Origin of the sequence: Martelella mediterranea (assembly GCF_021021415.1) — a bacterium.
Classification (GTDB): Bacteria; Pseudomonadota; Alphaproteobacteria; order Rhizobiales; family Rhizobiaceae; genus Martelella; species Martelella mediterranea_C.
This window is the reverse complement of the sequence record NZ_JAINWJ010000016.1, coordinates 88,822-105,449: the sequence shown is the minus strand read 5'-3', so window position 1 is coordinate 105,449 and position 16,628 is coordinate 88,822. Positions and strand designations below refer to the sequence as shown.

Annotated in this window: 14 protein-coding genes, 1 tRNA gene and 1 pseudogene; 15 read left to right on the top strand and 1 reads right to left on the bottom strand. The window is 61.7% G+C overall.

Going from position 1 to position 16,628, the window contains the following annotated elements:
• Nucleotides 1–18 precede the first annotated feature (18 nt).
• The 13 genes from nuoE to K7H91_RS12360 all read left to right on the top strand — a co-directional run bounded on the left by nuoE (nt 19) and on the right by K7H91_RS12360 (nt 14,872).
• On the top strand, nt 19–987 hold the full coding sequence (nuoE, locus tag K7H91_RS12420; RefSeq protein ID WP_230720598.1) for an NADH-quinone oxidoreductase subunit NuoE: 969 nt from the start codon (nt 19–21) through the stop codon (nt 985–987).
• Between the two features lie 9 nt (nt 988–996).
• On the top strand, nt 997–2,295 hold the full coding sequence (gene nuoF, locus K7H91_RS12415; protein WP_230720597.1) for an NADH-quinone oxidoreductase subunit NuoF: 1,299 nt from the start codon (nt 997–999) through the stop codon (nt 2,293–2,295).
• Nucleotides 2,296–2,299: 4 nt separating this feature from the next.
• Entirely contained in the window at nt 2,300–2,599 is a 300-nt protein-coding gene (locus K7H91_RS12410) for a pentapeptide repeat-containing protein (protein WP_230720596.1), read from the top strand.
• An 85-nt stretch (nt 2,600–2,684) separates the two neighbouring features.
• Entirely contained in the window at nt 2,685–4,760 is a 2,076-nt protein-coding gene (gene nuoG / locus K7H91_RS12405; RefSeq protein WP_230720595.1) for an NADH-quinone oxidoreductase subunit NuoG, read from the top strand.
• A gap of 10 nt (nt 4,761–4,770) precedes the next feature.
• On the top strand, nt 4,771–5,817 hold the full coding sequence (gene nuoH, locus K7H91_RS12400; RefSeq protein WP_230720594.1) for an NADH-quinone oxidoreductase subunit NuoH: 1,047 nt from the start codon (nt 4,771–4,773) through the stop codon (nt 5,815–5,817).
• Between the two features lie 39 nt (nt 5,818–5,856).
• The gene (gene nuoI, locus K7H91_RS12395; protein ID WP_018064312.1) at nt 5,857–6,348 is read left to right on the top strand and encodes an NADH-quinone oxidoreductase subunit NuoI; all 492 of its coding nucleotides are present in this window, start codon (nt 5,857–5,859) and stop codon (nt 6,346–6,348) included.
• A gap of 134 nt (nt 6,349–6,482) precedes the next feature.
• Nucleotides 6,483–7,091, top strand: a complete 609-nt coding sequence (locus tag K7H91_RS12390; protein WP_018064311.1) for an NADH-quinone oxidoreductase subunit J — start codon at nt 6,483–6,485, stop codon at nt 7,089–7,091.
• Between the two features lie 41 nt (nt 7,092–7,132).
• Nucleotides 7,133–7,441 carry an NADH-quinone oxidoreductase subunit NuoK gene (gene nuoK, locus K7H91_RS12385; RefSeq protein ID WP_018064310.1) on the top strand — a complete coding sequence of 103 codons (309 nt, stop codon included), beginning with the start codon at nt 7,133–7,135 and terminating at the stop codon, nt 7,439–7,441.
• 7 nt (nt 7,442–7,448) lie between these two features.
• Nucleotides 7,449–9,458 carry an NADH-quinone oxidoreductase subunit L gene (gene nuoL / locus K7H91_RS12380; protein ID WP_230720593.1) on the top strand — a complete coding sequence of 670 codons (2,010 nt, stop codon included), beginning with the start codon at nt 7,449–7,451 and terminating at the stop codon, nt 9,456–9,458.
• A complete protein-coding gene (locus tag K7H91_RS12375) occupies nt 9,458–10,969 on the top strand; it encodes an NADH-quinone oxidoreductase subunit M (RefSeq protein ID WP_230720592.1) in 1,512 nt (503 codons plus the stop codon). Before nuoL ends, K7H91_RS12375 begins: the two co-directional genes overlap by 1 nt.
• Before the next feature lie 17 nt (nt 10,970–10,986).
• Nucleotides 10,987–12,426 carry an NADH-quinone oxidoreductase subunit NuoN gene (gene nuoN, locus K7H91_RS12370; protein ID WP_230720591.1) on the top strand — a complete coding sequence of 480 codons (1,440 nt, stop codon included), beginning with the start codon at nt 10,987–10,989 and terminating at the stop codon, nt 12,424–12,426.
• A gap of 1 nt (nt 12,427) precedes the next feature.
• Nucleotides 12,428–13,183, top strand: coding sequence for a biotin--[acetyl-CoA-carboxylase] ligase (locus K7H91_RS12365; RefSeq protein WP_230720590.1), 756 nt, complete (start codon nt 12,428–12,430; stop codon nt 13,181–13,183).
• A 15-nt stretch (nt 13,184–13,198) separates the two neighbouring features.
• On the top strand, nt 13,199–14,872 hold the full coding sequence (locus K7H91_RS12360; RefSeq protein WP_230720589.1) for a ribonuclease J: 1,674 nt from the start codon (nt 13,199–13,201) through the stop codon (nt 14,870–14,872).
• A 230-nt stretch (nt 14,873–15,102) separates the two neighbouring features.
• Here the strand turns inward: K7H91_RS12360 and K7H91_RS12355 are convergent.
• Nucleotides 15,103–15,901 (bottom strand): annotated as a pseudogene (locus K7H91_RS12355) (integrase core domain-containing protein).
• A 78-nt stretch (nt 15,902–15,979) separates the two neighbouring features.
• Between K7H91_RS12355 and K7H91_RS12350 the strand changes: the two are divergent.
• Nucleotides 15,980–16,450 carry a DUF192 domain-containing protein gene (locus K7H91_RS12350; RefSeq protein ID WP_230720588.1) on the top strand — a complete coding sequence of 157 codons (471 nt, stop codon included), beginning with the start codon at nt 15,980–15,982 and terminating at the stop codon, nt 16,448–16,450.
• Between the two features lie 62 nt (nt 16,451–16,512).
• Nucleotides 16,513–16,589, top strand: a tRNA-Pro gene (locus tag K7H91_RS12345).
• The last annotated feature ends 39 nt before the right edge of the window (nt 16,590–16,628 follow it).

Sequence of the window (16,628 nt, the reverse complement as noted above, 5' to 3'; positions counted from 1 at the left end):
GAAGAGGTGTAAGAAAGCATGTCCGTTCGTCGATTAGCCGATGAGAATGTCCAGCCCGCAGCCTTTGCGTTTTCAGACGAGAACGCGGCCTGGGCCGAAGCCACGATCCGGAAATACCCGGAAGGCCGCCAGCAGTCCGCCGTGATCCCGCTTCTGATGCGGGCGCAGGACCAGGAGGGCTGGGTCACCCGCGCCGCGATCGAGAAGGTCGCCGACATGCTGGCCATGCCGCTGATCCGCGTGCTCGAAGTGGCGACGTTCTATACCCAGTTCCAGCTGAAGCCGGTCGGCACCAACGCCCATATCCAGGTCTGCGGCACCACGCCCTGCATGCTGCGCGGCGCTGGCGACCTGATCAATGTCTGCAAGAAGAAGATCAACGCCAAGGCCCATGAGACCAATGGCGACGGCACGATGTCGTGGGAAGAGGTGGAATGCCTCGGCGCCTGCGCCAACGCGCCGATGGTGATGATTTTCAAGGACGTCTACGAAGATCTGACACCGGAGCGGATGGAAGAGATCATCGACGCATTCGAGGCCGGTCGCGGTTCCGAGATCAAGCCCGGTCCGCAGATCGATCGCTGGCTGTCGGCGCCCGAAGGCGGCTTCACCGCGCTGACCGAGGAAGGCGAGGGCGCGCTCGAATCCGACGACACTGACGCGACCGATGAGGGCGCCGGCTCCGAGGAGGCGATCAGTGGGGCCAAGGGCGACCGCCCGCCGGCCGTCGACCAGAAGCCCGATGACGCCGACGACCTGACGCTGATGGCCGGCGTTGGTCCAAAGATTTCCGGTCTGCTGAACGACATCGGCATTTACAAGTTCGAGCAGATCGCGGCGTGGACGCCCGGCGAATGCGCCTGGGTAAACGACTCGCTGAAGCTCGGCGGTCGCATCGAACGCGACGAGTGGGTGCGTCAGGCCGGCGTTCTGGCCAAGGGCGGTATTGAGGAATACGAAAAAGTATTCGGCAGGACAGCGCGGTAGGAGTGAAGCATGTTAAAAGATAAAGATCGCATCTTCACCAATCTTTACGGCCACAGGGACAAGTCCCTGAAGGGCGCTATGTCGCGTGGGCTGTGGGATAACACCCGGGGCATCATCGACAAGGGCCGCGACTGGATCGTTCAGGAGATGAAGGATTCGGGTCTGCGCGGCCGCGGCGGCGCTGGCTTTCCGACCGGCCTCAAGTGGTCGTTCATGCCGAAGGATGACCGCCCGCATTATCTCGTTGTGAATGCTGACGAATCCGAGCCCGGCACCTGCAAGGACCGCGAAATTCTGCGCAACGACCCGCATCATCTGATCGAGGGCTGCCTGATTGCCGGCTGTGCCATGGGCGCGCATACCGCTTATATCTATGTGCGCGGCGAGTTCATCCGCGAGCGCGAAGCGCTGCAGGCGGCGATCGACGAATGTTACGACGCCGGCCTTCTCGGCAAGGACAATAAGTGCGGCTGGGACATGGACATCATCGTCCATCACGGCGCCGGCGCTTATATCTGCGGCGAGGAAACGGCACTTCTGGAGAGCCTGGAAGGCAAGAAGGGCCAGCCGCGCCTTAAGCCGCCATTCCCGGCAAATATGGGTCTTTACGGCCTGCCGACAACGGTCAACAACGTTGAGTCGATCGCCGTTGCGCCGACTATTCTGCGCCGCGGCGCAAGTTGGTTCTCGTCCTTCGGTCGCCCGAACAATGTCGGCACCAAGCTGTTCATGGTTTCCGGCCATGTGGAGCGGCCCTGCGTTGTCGAGGAATCGATGGGCATCACCTTCCGCGAGCTGATCGAAAAGCATTGCGGCGGCATTCGCGGCGGCTGGGACAATCTGCTGGCGGTGATCCCCGGCGGAGCGTCCTGCCCGGTGGTCAAGGCCGAGGACATGATCGACGTCCAGCTCGACTTTGACGGTCTGCGCGAGGTCAAGTCGTCCTTCGGGACCGGCGGCGCGATCGTGATGGACAAGTCAACCGACATTATTGCAGCGATCGCGCGTCTCTCGGCCTTTTTCAAGCATGAAAGCTGCGGCCAGTGCACGCCGTGCCGCGAGGGCACCGGCTGGATGTGGCGGGTGATGGAGCGCATGGTGACGGGCAACGCCCAGAAGCGCGAGATCGACATGCTGTTTGAGGTCACCAAGCAGGTGGAAGGCCACACGATCTGCGCGCTCGGCGATGCGGCCGCATGGCCGATCCAGGGCCTGATCCGCAATTTCCGTCCGGAAATCGAAAAGCGGATTGACCAGTACACGGCCAACGCCACGTCTGAAGGCGCGGTGATGGAAGCGGCGGAGTAGACCGATGAAATTCCACGACCAGGTCGACCAGATCGATGCCACCAAGAGCTGCCTGGCGGGCTCGGTCTTTGATGATGTCGATCTGTCCGGTTCGAAGTTTCACAACGTGAACATGTCGGGCTGGAAGGTGAGCAATGCCAATTTTTCCGGCATGGTGGTCACGGACGCAAACCTTTCCGGCATGACGGTGACGGATGCCAATCTCTCGGGTGTTTCGATCAGTGAATGCCGGTTGCACGGCATGACGATCGACGGCATCGATGTCGGCGCGATGCTGGCGCTGTGGAAAGAACACAAGGCTTGAGGCGGAGCCCGCAGCGGGCGGACGCAATCGAGAATAAAATGCCGGCGGTCTCTTTCTGACCATCGGCGAAGCGGGAAAAACGGATATGGTAAATCTGATTGTAGACGGCAAGGAAATCGAGGTTCCCGACCACTACACGCTGCTGCAGGCGGCGGAGGAGGCAGGCGCCGAAATCCCGCGCTTCTGCTTTCACGAGCGGCTGTCGATTGCCGGCAACTGCCGCATGTGCCTCATTCAGGTAAAGGGCGGACCGCCGAAGCCGGCCGCTTCCTGCGCCATGGGCGTGAAGGATATTCGCGGCGGGCCGGATGGCTCCCTGCCGGAAATCTTCACCAAGACGCCGATGGTCAAGAAGGCGCGCGAAGGGGTGATGGAGTTCCTGCTCATCAACCATCCGCTCGATTGCCCGATCTGCGACCAGGGCGGCGAATGCGATCTGCAGGACCAGGCCATGGCCTTCGGCATCGATAGTTCGCGCTACCGTGAGGACAAGCGCGCGGTCGAGGACAAGTATATCGGCCCGCTGGTCAAGACCGTGATGAACCGCTGCATTCACTGCACGCGCTGCGTTCGTTTCACCACCGAGGTTGCCGGCATTTCCGAACTCGGCCTGATCGGCCGCGGCGAGGATGCCGAGATCACCACCTATCTCGAGCGCGCGATGACGTCCGAGCTTCAGGGCAATGTCGTCGACCTCTGCCCGGTTGGCGCGCTGACCTCCAAGCCGTTTGCCTTCACGGCGCGTCCGTGGGAGCTGAACAAGACCGAATCGATCGACGTGATGGATGCTGTCGGCTCGGCGATCCGCGTCGATACCCGTGGCCGCGAAGTGATGCGCATCATGCCGCGCATCAATGAGCAGGTGAACGAGGAGTGGATTTCCGACAAGACCCGGTTCATCTGGGACGGTCTGCGCACCCAGCGCATCGACAAACCCTATATCCGCCAGGGCGGCCGACTTCAGCCCGCAAGCTGGGCCGAGGCCTTCGCCGCGATCAAGGCCAAGGTCGATGGCGTCAAGGGCGAGAAGATCGGCGCGATTGCCGGTGATCTGGCCACCGTTGAGGAAATGTATGCGCTGAAGGGCCTGATGGCCTCGCTCGGCTCGTCCAATATCGATTGTCGCCAGGATGGCGCCGCCCTGGACCCGACCGCTGGCCGCGCGGGCTATGTCTTCAATCCGACCATCGAGGGCATCGAGAACGCAGATGCGCTGCTGATCATCGGCTCAAATCCGCGCTTCGAGGCTTCGGTTCTGAACGCCCGTATCCGCAAGCGGTCTCGCAAGGGCAATTTCCCGATCGGCGTGATCGGCGAGAATGCCGATCTGCGTTATCCCGTGAGCTATCTCGGCGCGGGCCCGTCCTCGCTTGCCGATCTGGCCTCCAGTGATTTCATGGACGTGCTCAAGAAGGCCGAGCGTCCGATCGTGCTGGTCGGCCCCGGCGCGCTGGCGCGTGAAGATGGCGCGGCGGTTCTCTCCAAGGCGGCGGCGATCGCTAAGGAGATCGGCGCGGTCACGGCTGAGTGGAACGGCTTTGCGGTGCTGCACACGGCGGCCTCGCGCGTCGGCGGTCTCGATATCGGCTTCGTGCCGGGCGAGGGCGCTGCCAACGCCGCTTCGATGCTTTCCGACATGGACGTGCTGTTCCTGCTCGGCGCTGACGAACTGGATTTCTCGGCCAAGAAGGCGGGCTTCACCGTCTATATCGGCAGCCATGGCGATGCCGGCGCAATGAACGCCGATGTCGTGCTGCCGGCCGCGACGTATACGGAAAAATCCGGCACCTACGTCAATCTCGAGGGCCGGGTGCAGATGACCAACCGCGCAGGCTTCGCCCCGGGCGACGCCCGCGAGGACTGGGCGATCATCCGCGCGCTGTCGGGCGTTTTCGGCAAGGCGCTGCCCTACGACTCGCTTGGCGCGCTGCGCGCAGCCCTTTATGGCGAATTTCCGCACCTCGCCGCGCTTGACGAGATCGCTGACGCTGATATCAACGCCGTCGAAACGCTGGCCGGCAGAGGTGGGGACCTTGGTGATTCCGGTTTCGTATCGCCGGTCACCGATTTCTACCTGACCAACCCGATTGCCCGGGCGTCTGCCGTCATGGCCGAATGCTCGGCGCTGGCGCGCAATAATTTCCAGGCGGCGGCGGAGTAAGGACGGAGCAATGGATTCTTTTTTCTCGACGTATCTCTGGCCCGCGCTGATCATGATCGGCCAGTCGCTGCTGCTCCTGGTTCTGCTGCTCGTCGGCATCGCCTTCATCCTGCTTGCCGACCGCAAGATCTGGGCGGCGGTGCAGATGCGCCGCGGCCCGAACGTCGTCGGTCCCTTCGGCCTGATGCAGTCCTTCGCCGACCTTTTGAAATTCGTGTTCAAGGAACCGGTCATTCCGGCAAGCTCGGACAAGGTCGTGTTCCTGCTGGCGCCGCTGATCTCGGTGACGCTGGCGCTCGCAACCTGGGCGGTGATGCCGGTTGCCGAGGGCTGGGTGATCGCCAATATCAATATCGGCATTCTCTATATCTTCGCCATTTCCTCGCTTGAGGTTTACGGCGTGATCATGGGCGGCTGGGCCTCGAATTCGAAATATGCCTTCCTCGGCTCGCTGCGCTCCGCGGCGCAGATGGTGTCCTACGAAGTCTCGATCGGCCTCGTGATCGTCACCGTGCTGCTGACGGTCGGCTCGCTGAACCTTTCGGATATCGTATTCGCGCAGGAAACCGGCCTCGGCACCATGCTCGGCCTGCCGCCGTCATTCCTCGACTGGAACTGGCTGGCGCTGTTCCCGATGTTCATCGTGTTCTTCATTTCGGCGCTGGCCGAGACCAACCGTCCGCCCTTCGACCTTCCGGAAGCGGAATCGGAACTGGTCGCCGGCTTCATGGTCGAATATGGCTCGACCCCGTACATGATGTTCATGCTCGGCGAATATGCCGCGATCGTGCTGATGTGCGCGCTGACGACCACGCTGTTCCTCGGCGGCTGGCTGCCGATCCTGGATGTCGCGGTTCTGAACTGGATCCCCGGCGTGATCTGGTTCCTGATCAAGGTGTGCCTGTGCTTCTTCATGTTCGCCTTGGTCAAGGCCTTCGTGCCGCGCTACCGCTACGACCAGCTGATGCGTCTCGGCTGGAAGGTCTTCCTTCCGCTGTCGCTCGCCATGGTCGTGATCGTCGCTTTCGTCGTCAAACTGACCGGCTGGGTCGGCTGATGCAGGTGTTTTTCGCAACACCGCAATGGAGATTGTGAAATGGGTTCTGTCGCTCAGGCATTCAACGCGCTCTTTCTGAAGGAGTTCGTCGGTGCGTTCTTTCTGACGATGCGCTACTTCTTCAGCCCGAAGTCGACGGTGAACTACCCCTTCGAAAAGGGGCCGGTGAGCCCGCGCTTTCGCGGCGAGCATGCGCTGCGCCGTTATCCGAACGGCGAGGAACGCTGCATCGCCTGCAAATTGTGCGAGGCGATCTGTCCCGCGCAGGCGATCACCATCGAGGCCGGCCCGCGCCGCAATGACGGCACGCGCCGCACGGTGCGCTACGATATTGATATGGTGAAGTGCATCTATTGCGGCTTCTGCCAGGAGGCATGTCCGGTGGAGGCGATCGTCGAGGGGCCGAATTTCGAGTTCGCCACCGAGACGCGCGAGGAACTGTACTATGACAAGGAACGACTGCTCGCCAATGGCGACCGGTGGGAACGCGAGATCGCGAAGAATATCGCGATGGATGCGCCCTACCGGTAAGGAGAGGCCGGGCGGGGGATTTCGCCCGGCGGTTCGATAAACCTGAAATCAAGGGCCTGCCGCATCCGGCGGCGGGGCTTTTGCAAATGTGATAGTGGCGGGAGCCGCTGCGACCACGAAGAGAAGGCACCATCATGGGTCTCCATGCTCTTTTTTTCTATATTTTCGCGTTCGTCGCCGTGGCGTCGGCGTTCATGGTGATTTGGGCTAAGAACCCCGTTCATTCGGTGCTGTTCCTGATCGTCGTGTTCGTGAATGCGGCGGCGCTGTTCATTCTGGCGGGCGCGGAATATCTCGGCCTTCTTCTGCTGGTGGTCTATGTCGGCGCGGTGGCGGTGCTGTTCCTGTTCGTGGTGATGATGCTCGACATCGATTTCGCCGAGCTCAGGTCCGGCATTCTGCACTATGCGCCGGTGGGCGCGCTGATCGGGATTGTGCTTCTGGCGGAGCTGATCGTGGTCGTCGGCGGCACCTTCATTCCGGCTGATATCGCTGCCAATACCGCGATGCCGATGCCGGCGGATACGTCGAGCGTGAAGGCGATCGGCGACGTGATCTACACGCATTACGCCTATTTCTTCCAGGTGGCCGGCCTCATCCTGCTCGTCGCCATGATCGGCGCGATCGTGCTGACGCTGAAGCATCGCCCGGACGTCAAGCGCCAGAACATTGCCAAGCAGGTTGCGCGCACGCCTGAAAGCGCGCACGAGACCGTCAAGGTCAAGCCTGGCCAGGGCATATAAGAACGAGAATTTGCAGGGATACGGGATCTAAGGACAACGCAATGGAAATCGGACTTTCCCACTACCTGACGGTCAGTGCCATACTCTTCACGATTGGCGTTTTCGGCATCTTCCTGAACCGGAAGAACGTCATCATCATTCTCATGTCCATCGAGCTGATCCTGCTTTCGGTCAACCTCAACATGGTCGCGTTCTCCTCGTTCCTGAACGATATGGTCGGCCAGGTCTTCGCGCTGTTCATTCTGACCGTCGCGGCGGCCGAAGCCGCCATCGGTCTGGCGATCCTGGTGGTGTTCTATCGCAACCGCGGCTCGATCGCAGTCGAAGACGTCAACGTGATGAAGGGCTGATTTCCAGATGATCTACAAACTCATCGTCTTCCTGCCGCTCGTAGGCTTCCTCATCGCCGGCCTCTTCGGAAACCGCATCGGCGCCAAGGCCACCGAATGGGTGACGATCGCCCTGATGGCGGTCGCGGCCGTGCTGTCCTGGTATGTGTTCATTTCCGTCGGCTTCCTCACCCACGCGGAAGATTTCGTCATCCAGGTTCCCGTCATGCGCTGGATCACCTCCGGCGATATCGACGTCCTGTGGCAGCTTCGCGTCGACACGCTGACGGCGGTAATGCTGGTCGTGGTCAACACGGTGTCCTGTCTCGTCCACCTCTATTCGGTGGGCTATATGCATGACGATCCACATCGTCCGCGCTTCTTCGCCTATCTGTCGCTGTTCACCTTCGCCATGCTGGCGCTGGTCACCTCCGACAATCTGTTGCAGATGTTCTTCGGCTGGGAAGGCGTCGGCCTTGCCTCCTATCTGCTGATCGGTTTCTGGTACAAGAAGCCGTCGGCGAGCGCTGCCGCGATGAAGGCCTTCATCGTCAACCGCGTCGGCGACTTCGGTTTCCTGCTCGGCATTGCCGGCCTGTTCTTCCTGGCGCACACCATCAATTTCGACCCGATCTTCTCGGCGGCCGAGCGTCTTGCCAATGGCGAGGTCACGCTGCAGACGGCTGAGGGCAATGTTTCCGTTCTGCATTTCCTTGGCATGAGCATGGACGTTTCGACCGCGATCACCACGGTCTGCCTGCTCTTGTTCATGGGCGCGATGGGTAAATCCGCGCAGTTCCTGCTGCACACCTGGCTGCCGGACGCGATGGAAGGTCCGACGCCGGTTTCGGCCCTTATCCACGCCGCAACCATGGTGACGGCCGGCGTCTTCCTCGTCGCCCGCATGTCGCCGCTGTTCGAACTGTCGCCGACGGCGCTCACCTTCGTCACGCTGATCGGTTCGATCACCGCCTTCTTCGCCGCCACCATCGGTCTGGTGCAGAACGACATCAAGCGCGTGATCGCCTATTCCACCTGCTCGCAGCTCGGCTACATGTTCGCAGCCCTTGGGGCAGGGGCCTTCGGCGCCGGCGTGTTCCACCTGTTCACCCACGCCTTCTTCAAGGCGCTTCTGTTCCTCTGCGCCGGTTCGGTGATCCACTCCGTCTCCGGCGAGCAGGACATGCGCCACATGGGGGGCTTGAGAAAGCACATCCCGGTCACCTTCTGGGCGATGATCATTGGCACGCTCGCCATCACCGGCGCCGGCATCCCCGGCACGCCGATCGGCGCGGCCGGCTTCTTCTCCAAGGACGCGATCATCGAGTCGGCCTATGTCTCGGCAAGCCCGCTCGGCAATTTCTCGTTCTGGATGCTGGTCATCGCGGCCGCCTTCACCGCCTTCTACTCCTGGCGTCTGATCTTCATGACCTTCTTCGGCAAGCCGCGCGCGTCTTCCGATGTCATGCACCACGTGCATGAAAGCCCCTGGGTCATGCTGCTGCCGCTGGTGGTGCTGTCGATCGGCGCGCTGTTCGCCGGCGTTGTCTTCCTGCCCTATTTCTTCGGCCACCATTACGCCGAGTTCTGGAAGGGCGCGCTGTTTACCGGTCCGCACAACGAGGTGCTCGACGAGCATCACCATGTGCCGCTGTGGGTGGTGCTGTCGCCGTTCGTCGCCATGGTGCTCGGCACGGTGGTCGCGATCTACATGTACCTGATCAAGCCGTCCTCCGCGCCGGCTCTGGCAAAGACATTTCCGCGCCTCTACGCCTTCCTGCTCAACAAGTGGTATTTCGATGAGCTTTACGACTTCCTGTTCGTAAGGCCCACCAAGGCGATCGGCTACTTCCTGTGGCAGAAGGGCGATATCGGCGTGATCGACCGCTTCGGCCCGAACGGGATTGCAGCAAGGGTCAACGACGTGACCAACCGCGTCGTCAAGCTGCAGTCCGGATATGTTTACCACTATGCGTTTGCAATGCTGATCGGCGTGGCCGCGCTTGTAACCTGGATGATGCTCGGAGGGGCTCGGTAATGAGCGACTGGCCAATTCTCTCAACAGTCACCTTCCTGCCGCTTATCGGCGTGGTGCTGATCCTGTTCACCCGCGACGATAACGAGACCGGGCTCAGGAACATCCGCAACGTCGCGCTGCTGACGACGTTGTTCACCTTCATCGTCTCGCTGTTCGTGTGGATGAAATTCGATCCGTCGAACCCGAACTTCCAGATGATCGAGAACCATCCCTGGCTCGGTACGGGCATCTCCTATCATCTCGGGATCGACGGCATTTCGCTGCTGTTCATCCTGCTGACGACGGTGCTGATGCCGCTGTGCATCCTGGCCTCGTGGGAAGCCATCACTCATCGGGTGAAGGCCTATATGATCGCCTTCCTGATCCTCGAAACGCTGATCATCGGCGTGTTCGTGTCGCTCGATATCGTGATGTTCTACATCTTCTTCGAGGCGGGCCTGATCCCGATGTATCTGATCATCGGCATCTGGGGGCATGAGCGGCGGGTCTATGCATCGCTGAAGTTCTTCCTCTACACCTTCGCCGGCTCGGTGTTCATGCTGCTGGCGATCATGGCGATGTACTGGGTGACGGGCACGACCAGCGTGCCGGTGCTGCTGGAGTATGATTTCCCGGTCAATATGCAATACTGGCTGTTCCTCGGCTTCTTCGCCTCGTTCGCGGTGAAGATGCCGATGTGGCCGGTGCATACCTGGCTGCCGGATGCGCACGTGGAGGCGCCGACCGCCGCCTCGGGCGTGCTGGCGGGCGTTCTGTTGAAGCTCGGCGGGTTCGGCGTGCTGCGCTATTCGATGCCGATGTTCCCCGACGCCTCCTATTACTTCGCGCCGTTCATCTTTGCGCTGTCGATCATCGCGATCATTTACGCCTCGCTGGTGGCGCTGATGCAGACCGACATGAAGAAGCTGATCGCCTATTCGTCGGTCGCCCATATGGGCTTCGTCACCATGGGCATGTTCTCGGCCACCACCGAGGGCGTCGAGGGCGCGATCTTCCTGATGCTTTCCCACGGCATCGTCTCCGGCGCCTTGTTCTTCTGCGTCGGCATCGTCTACGATCGGATGCACACCCGCGAGATCGCGGCCTATGGCGGGCTTGTGAACAACATGCCGAAATTCGCGGTCGCCTTCATGATCTTCACCATGGCCAATGTCGGCCTGCCCGGCACGTCCGGCTTCATCGGTGAGTTCCTGACGGTCGTCGGCGTGTTCCAGGTCAACACCTGGGTTGCCCTGTTCGCCGCCACCGGCGTTATCCTCTCGGCGGCCTATGCGCTGTGGCTCTACCGTCGGGTGATCTTCGGCGCACTGGAGAAGGACAGCCTGAAGGCATTGCTGGATCTCAGCACCCGTGAAAAGATCGTTCTGTATCCGCTGATCTTCCTGACGATCTTCTTCGGCGTCTATCCGGAGCCCATCTTCGCAGCGATCCACGGCCCGGTCGCGCAGATCGTTCAACATTATGACGCCGTTCTTGAGCAGACCAAGAATATCGTGCTGCCGGTATACTGAGACAGGATCTTTTGGACATGACATCGGAACTCCTACTTTCAAGTCTGAAGCTGATCATGCCGGAGCTGATCCTCTCGGTCGGCGCGATGGTCCTGCTGATGATCGGCGCATTCGCCGGCCGCAAGAGCGGCCAGACGATCGTGGGCCTTGCCGTGTTCCTGCTGATCGCGGCCTTCGGCGCGCTGTTCTGGGCGGGCGAGGGCACGGCCTTCGGCGGCTCGCTGGTGTTCAACGACTTCACGCTGTTCATGCAGGCCCTGGCGTTGATCGGCGCGGCGCTGTCGATGATCCTGTCGGTCGGTCATGAGGAACCAGAATATCTCGACCGTTTCGAGTTTCCGGTGCTGATGCTGCTGTCGACCACCGGCATGCTGCTGATGGTTTCGGCCAATGACATGCTCGCCTTCTATATGGGCCTCGAACTGATGTCGCTGCCGCTCTATGTGATCGCCGCCATCAACCGCGACAGCCTGCGTTCCACCGAGGCGGGTCTGAAGTATTTCGTGCTCGGCTCGCTGTCCTCCGGCATGCTGCTTTATGGCATCTCGCTGGTCTACGGCTTTACCGGCAATATTGGTTTCGGCCCGGTTGCCGCCGCGATCTCGGCCGGCGAAACCGGTCTCGGCTTCATCTTCGGCATGGTGTTCGTGCTCGCCGGCATCACCTTCAAGATTTCGGCGGTGCCGTTCCACATGTGGACGCCGGACGTCTATGAAGGCGCGCCGACGCCGGTCACCGCCTTCTTCGCCTCCGCGCCGAAGGTTGCGGCGATGGCGATCATCGTCCGGCTTCTGACCGAAGCCTTCGGTCCGGCCGCCGATGAGTGGCGCCAGGTCGTGGTGTTCATCGCGATCGCCTCGATGGTGCTCGGCGCTTTCGCCGCGATAGGCCAGCGCAACATCAAGCGGCTGATGGCCTATTCCTCGATCACCCATATGGGCTATGCGCTGGTCGGCCTCGCCGCCGACAGCGAGGCGGGCGTCAAGGGCGTCGCGCTCTATATGGCGATCTACCTGTTCACCACGCTCGGCGTTTTCGCCATCATCATGGCGATGCGGCTGAAGGAAGGCGGCAATGTCGAGAATATCGACGATCTCGCCGGCCTTTCGACCACCAAGCCGGTGATGGCCGTCGTGCTCACGGCTCTGATGTTCTCGCTTGCCGGCGTCCCGCCGCTTGCCGGGTTCTTCGGCAAGTATTTCGTGTTCCTGGCCGCCATCGATGCCAAGCTCTATACGCTGGCCATCATCGGCATCGTCTCCTCCGTGGTCGCCTGCTTCTACTATCTGCGCGTGATCAAGGTGATGTGGTTCGATGAGCCGACCGTCGAATTCTCCCGCGTCGCCGGCGAGCTTCGCTTCGTCTTCGGCATCAGTGGTTTGTTCGCGATCGGTTATCTTCTGTTCGGCGGTGCGCTGAACGATGCCGCGGAGGCTGCTGCGGCGGCTCTCTTCTAGGATGGCGGCAACAGATTTTGCCGTAGACGCCTACCGTCATGAAGCGCTCGATACCGTCGGCTCCACCAATAGCGAGGCGATGGATCGGGCGCGCGCCGGCGATCCCGGCCTGTTGTGGCTGACGGCTGAACGGCAGGAAACCGGCCGGGGGCGGCGCGGACGCAACTGGGTTTCGGAGCGGGGCAATCTCTATGCCTCGCTTCTGCTTGTCGACCCCGCGCCCCAGGCGATGACGGCATCACTGCCGCTGGTGGCGGCGCTTGGCGTTCACGGCGCGATCTCGCGGGTCATGGCCGGTCACGACAACGAAATCGCGATCAAATGGCCGAACGATATCCTGATCGACCGCCGCAAGGTCTGTGGTATCCTGCTTGAAGCCGAGCGCCTTGCCGATGGCAGGCTGGCCGTCGTGATCGGCATGGGCGTCAATGTGACGACCGGGCCGGATGACGTGCCTTACCCGGTTGCCCGGGTTTCCGATTATGTCGCCGGCGCCGATCCCGTCACGCTGTTTGCGCATCTGTTCGAAACCATGGCGCAGGAACTTCAGATCTGGGATCGGGGCAGGGGCCTTGCCGAAACGGTGGCGCGCTGGCGCAGCGCGGCCTGCGGCATCAATGAACGTATTACCGTGAACCTTGCCCATGAGCAGGTCCCGGGGATTTTCGTCGGTATCGATGATGCCGGCATGCTGAAACTGGAAACGAAGGACGGCCTGCGCAGCTTTGCCGCGGGCGACGTGTTCTTCGACAATTGAATTGGATAACGCTTGATGGCGGACAATAATGCTGAACTGGTCTTCCTTCCCTTGGGAGGCCTTGGCGAAATCGGCATGAACCTGGCGCTTTACGGTTACGGACCGGCGAAAAAGCGCGAGTGGATCATGGTGGATTGCGGGGTCACCTTTCCCGGCCCGGATCTGCCCGGTGTCGACCTGGTTCTGCCCGATATCGAATTCGTGCGCGAGCAGCGCGACAATCTGAAGGCGATGATCATCACCCATGCGCATGAGGACCATTTCGGCGCGATCGCGACGCTGTGGCCGGGCCTCAACGTGCCGGTCTATGCCTCGCCGTTTACCGCCGGCCTGCTGGAGGCCAAGCGCGAATATGACAGCTGGATGCGCGAAATCCCGGTGACGATCTTCAAGGGCGGCGACACGATCAATGTCGGCCCGTTCACGATCGAGGGCGTGCCCGTCAACCACTCCATCCCCGAGCCGATGGCACTGGCGATCCGCACGCCGCTCGGCAATATCGTCCACACCGGCGACTGGAAGATCGACCACGCGCCGACGCTTGGCCCCAAGACCGACGAGGCCCGTTTCCGCGCCATCGGCGACGAGGGCGTGCTGGCGCTGATGTGCGATTCGACCAATGCCATGCGCGATGGCGTATCGCCCTCCGAGGAAGAGGTTTCGGCAAGCCTGCGCAAGGTCATCGAGAATGCGGAAGGCCGGGTGGCGCTGACCACCTTCTCCTCCAATATCGGCCGCATCCGCTCGATCGCGAAGGCCGCGGACGAGGCCGGCCGCCAGGTGTTGCTGCTCGGCTCCTCGCTGAAGCGCGCGGTCGCCGTCGCCCGCGATCTCGGGCTGATGGAGGGCGTGAAGCCCTTCGTGGACGAGGACGAGTTCGGTTATATCCCGCGCGACAAGGTAGTCGCGATCCTGACCGGTTCGCAGGGCGAACCGCGCGCGGCCCTTGCCAAGCTTTCGCGCGACGAGATGCGCAATGTGGCGCTTGCCGCCGGCGATCTCGTGGTGTTTTCCTCGCGCGCCATTCCCGGCAACGAGAAGGCGATCCAGGAGATCAAGAACGGTCTTGTCGAGCAGGGCGTCCATATTCTGACTGATGGCGAGGCGCTGGTGCATGTGTCCGGCCATCCGCGCCGCAACGAACTGAAGCAGATGTATGAATGGATCCGGCCCGAGATCCTCGTGCCCGTCCACGGCGAGGCCCAGCACCTGACCGCGCAGAAGGAACTGGCCGAGCAGAGCGGCATCCCCCAGGTTCCGCGTGTGCGAAACGGCGACATGCTGCGCCTTGCGCCGGGTCCCGCCGAGGTGATCGGCCAAGTCGAAGCGGGCCGCGTGTTCAAGGACGGCAAGCTGATCGGCAATTTCGACGAAATGGGTATCGGCGATCGCCGCAAGCTCTCCTTCGTCGGCCACGTCTCCGTCAATGTCGTGCTGAATTCGAAATTCGAGTTTTCAGGCGATCCCGATGTCGTGCCGATCGGCCTTCCGGGTTTCGACGATGATGACGAGAAGATGGAAGACGTGCTGTTCGACGCCGTGCTCGGCGCTGTCGAAAGCATTCCGCGCTCGCGCCGCAAGGACCTCGGCATGGTCAAGGAAGCCATCCGCCGCTCCGTCCGCGCCGCCGCCAACGAGTGCTGGGGCAAGAAGCCGGTGGTGACGGTGTTTGTGAACAAGTCCAGTTAAGAATCTGGTTTTACGGCATAAATGTCCGTAGACTCCGACGTCTGTTCTGCAGCGGTTGGTTCCTTCGAGTTTCCTGACCGGAGGTGCGGCTGTGGTAGGTGTGTTAGCGAACGTCGCCCGTGCAACGGGGTGCGTTGCGACGACGCCCTCCCTCCTTCTCCGCGTCATCCTCGGTCCTGTTGTAAAGCCCGGAGATACGCCTGGCAGATGTTCGGAGACATGGCTGACAGTCAGTTGCCATTTCTGAGGTTGATGAAGGCGATCTGGTTTGCTGCGAAGAACATGCGGTATTGGCCGTCGGTCTCCAAGGGTCTGATGGCGAGTGCCTCACCCTGAAAGGCCTTCGGCATACGCCATGCCTTGCCGTTGAATGCGACATAGGCCTTTGTGCTGCTGACGCGCCTGACGATCTTGCCCGGATCGTAAACAGGCTCTGGAGCAGTGGCGGGAAAGCTGCGCGACGATGGGCGGTAACGGCTGGCGGGCACGGCCATGGCGATGCCCTGATAAGGCCGATGATGGTTGTAGAGGTCGCGCCAGCGATCGAACGTCCTTTGGGCCTGTTTGAAGTTCGACATCTGTGCAAAAGCGAGAACCTCAGCCTTGAGACTGCGGTGGAAGCGTTCGTTCTTGCCGCGTCCCTGCGGATGGTAGGGGCGGGCGTGAATGAGCTGGCCCCCCAGCTTGAGGAGCCAGACGCGCAAGCGTATCCAGCCTTGGGGAACGCCCATTCCCCAAGGGTTGGCATTGTCTGTATAGATCGCCATTGGCAGCCCATGGTGACGAAAGATGCGTTCCAGCCGGCGCGCAATCTTGCGGGCGCCCCAGGTCCGGATGCACATCGCGCACCTTGAGCACAGCCTGCTCAACCGTCCGATCGGTGCGTCGAGGACTGCTGTGCGCACGCCGCGAGCGATCCTGCGCCGCCTCACCAGACCTGACAGGCCTCAGCCAGACATAGCCGGTCTGGCGAGATATCCCGAAGCGCAGGCACAATTGCGAAACATTCGCATCCTCAGCGCGGCGCATTCACGTTGAGTTTTGCGCCGACGCCGCATAAGGTCGGCCACGGCGGCGAGACCGTCAGGCTTCGAGGTGAGGACCCCCATGAAACGCACATTCGGCAATTGGAAAATGCTGGCGGCCGCCTTCCTGCTGCTGTTTGGCGGGCTTGCCGTGGCCCAGACCGAGATCACCTTTGAAACCTCGCGGTTGACGCTGCATACCGAAACAGGCGACCACGAGATCGTCGTCGAGCTCGCCGAGACCGAACAGCAGCGCCAGCGCGGCCTGATGTACCGCACCGAGCTTGCCCCCGATCACGGGATGATCTTCGACCTCGGCCAGCCCCGCACCGCGTCGATGTGGATGGCGAACACGCTGATCCCGCTCGACATGGTCTTCATCCGCACGGACGGCACGGTGGCAGGCTTCTACGAGGAGGCCGAGCCCGGTTCCAAGCGCGTGATCGCCTCGCGCGAGCCGGTGAAGTACGTGCTCGAGTTGGCGGGCGGTCAGGCGCAGGCCTACGGGCTGAAGCCCGGCGACACCGTCACCGGCCCCGCGCTCAAGCAATAACGCCCGCTTGCCGCTTTAAGTATTGCGATCGGCCCGCGAACCGTGTATCCGACCCGCATCGGCGGAGTGTAGCGCAGCCTGGTAGCGCATCTGGTTTGGGACCAGAGGGTCGGGAGTTCGAATCTCTCCACTCCGACCATTAAAACGCCCTGAAATCGCTAGAGATACTGATTTCATT

Bases quoted from the DNA above. Each gene is read 5' to 3' on its own strand.
- nuoE (WP_230720598.1), top strand. From the start codon at position 19: ATGTCCGTTCGTCGATTAGCCGATGAGAATGTCCAGCCCGCAGCCTTT.
- nuoF (WP_230720597.1), top strand. From the start codon at position 997: ATGTTAAAAGATAAAGATCGCATCTTCACCAATCTTTACGGCCACAGG.
- K7H91_RS12410 (WP_230720596.1), top strand. From the start codon at position 2,300: ATGAAATTCCACGACCAGGTCGACCAGATCGATGCCACCAAGAGCTGC.
- nuoG (WP_230720595.1), top strand. From the start codon at position 2,685: ATGGTAAATCTGATTGTAGACGGCAAGGAAATCGAGGTTCCCGACCAC.
- nuoH (WP_230720594.1), top strand. From the start codon at position 4,771: ATGGATTCTTTTTTCTCGACGTATCTCTGGCCCGCGCTGATCATGATC.
- nuoI (WP_018064312.1), top strand. From the start codon at position 5,857: ATGGGTTCTGTCGCTCAGGCATTCAACGCGCTCTTTCTGAAGGAGTTC.
- K7H91_RS12390 (WP_018064311.1), top strand. From the start codon at position 6,483: ATGGGTCTCCATGCTCTTTTTTTCTATATTTTCGCGTTCGTCGCCGTG.
- nuoK (WP_018064310.1), top strand. From the start codon at position 7,133: ATGGAAATCGGACTTTCCCACTACCTGACGGTCAGTGCCATACTCTTC.
- nuoL (WP_230720593.1), top strand. From the start codon at position 7,449: ATGATCTACAAACTCATCGTCTTCCTGCCGCTCGTAGGCTTCCTCATC.
- K7H91_RS12375 (WP_230720592.1), top strand. From the start codon at position 9,458: ATGAGCGACTGGCCAATTCTCTCAACAGTCACCTTCCTGCCGCTTATC.
- nuoN (WP_230720591.1), top strand. From the start codon at position 10,987: ATGACATCGGAACTCCTACTTTCAAGTCTGAAGCTGATCATGCCGGAG.
- K7H91_RS12365 (WP_230720590.1), top strand. From the start codon at position 12,428: ATGGCGGCAACAGATTTTGCCGTAGACGCCTACCGTCATGAAGCGCTC.
- K7H91_RS12360 (WP_230720589.1), top strand. From the start codon at position 13,199: ATGGCGGACAATAATGCTGAACTGGTCTTCCTTCCCTTGGGAGGCCTT.
- K7H91_RS12350 (WP_230720588.1), top strand. From the start codon at position 15,980: ATGAAACGCACATTCGGCAATTGGAAAATGCTGGCGGCCGCCTTCCTG.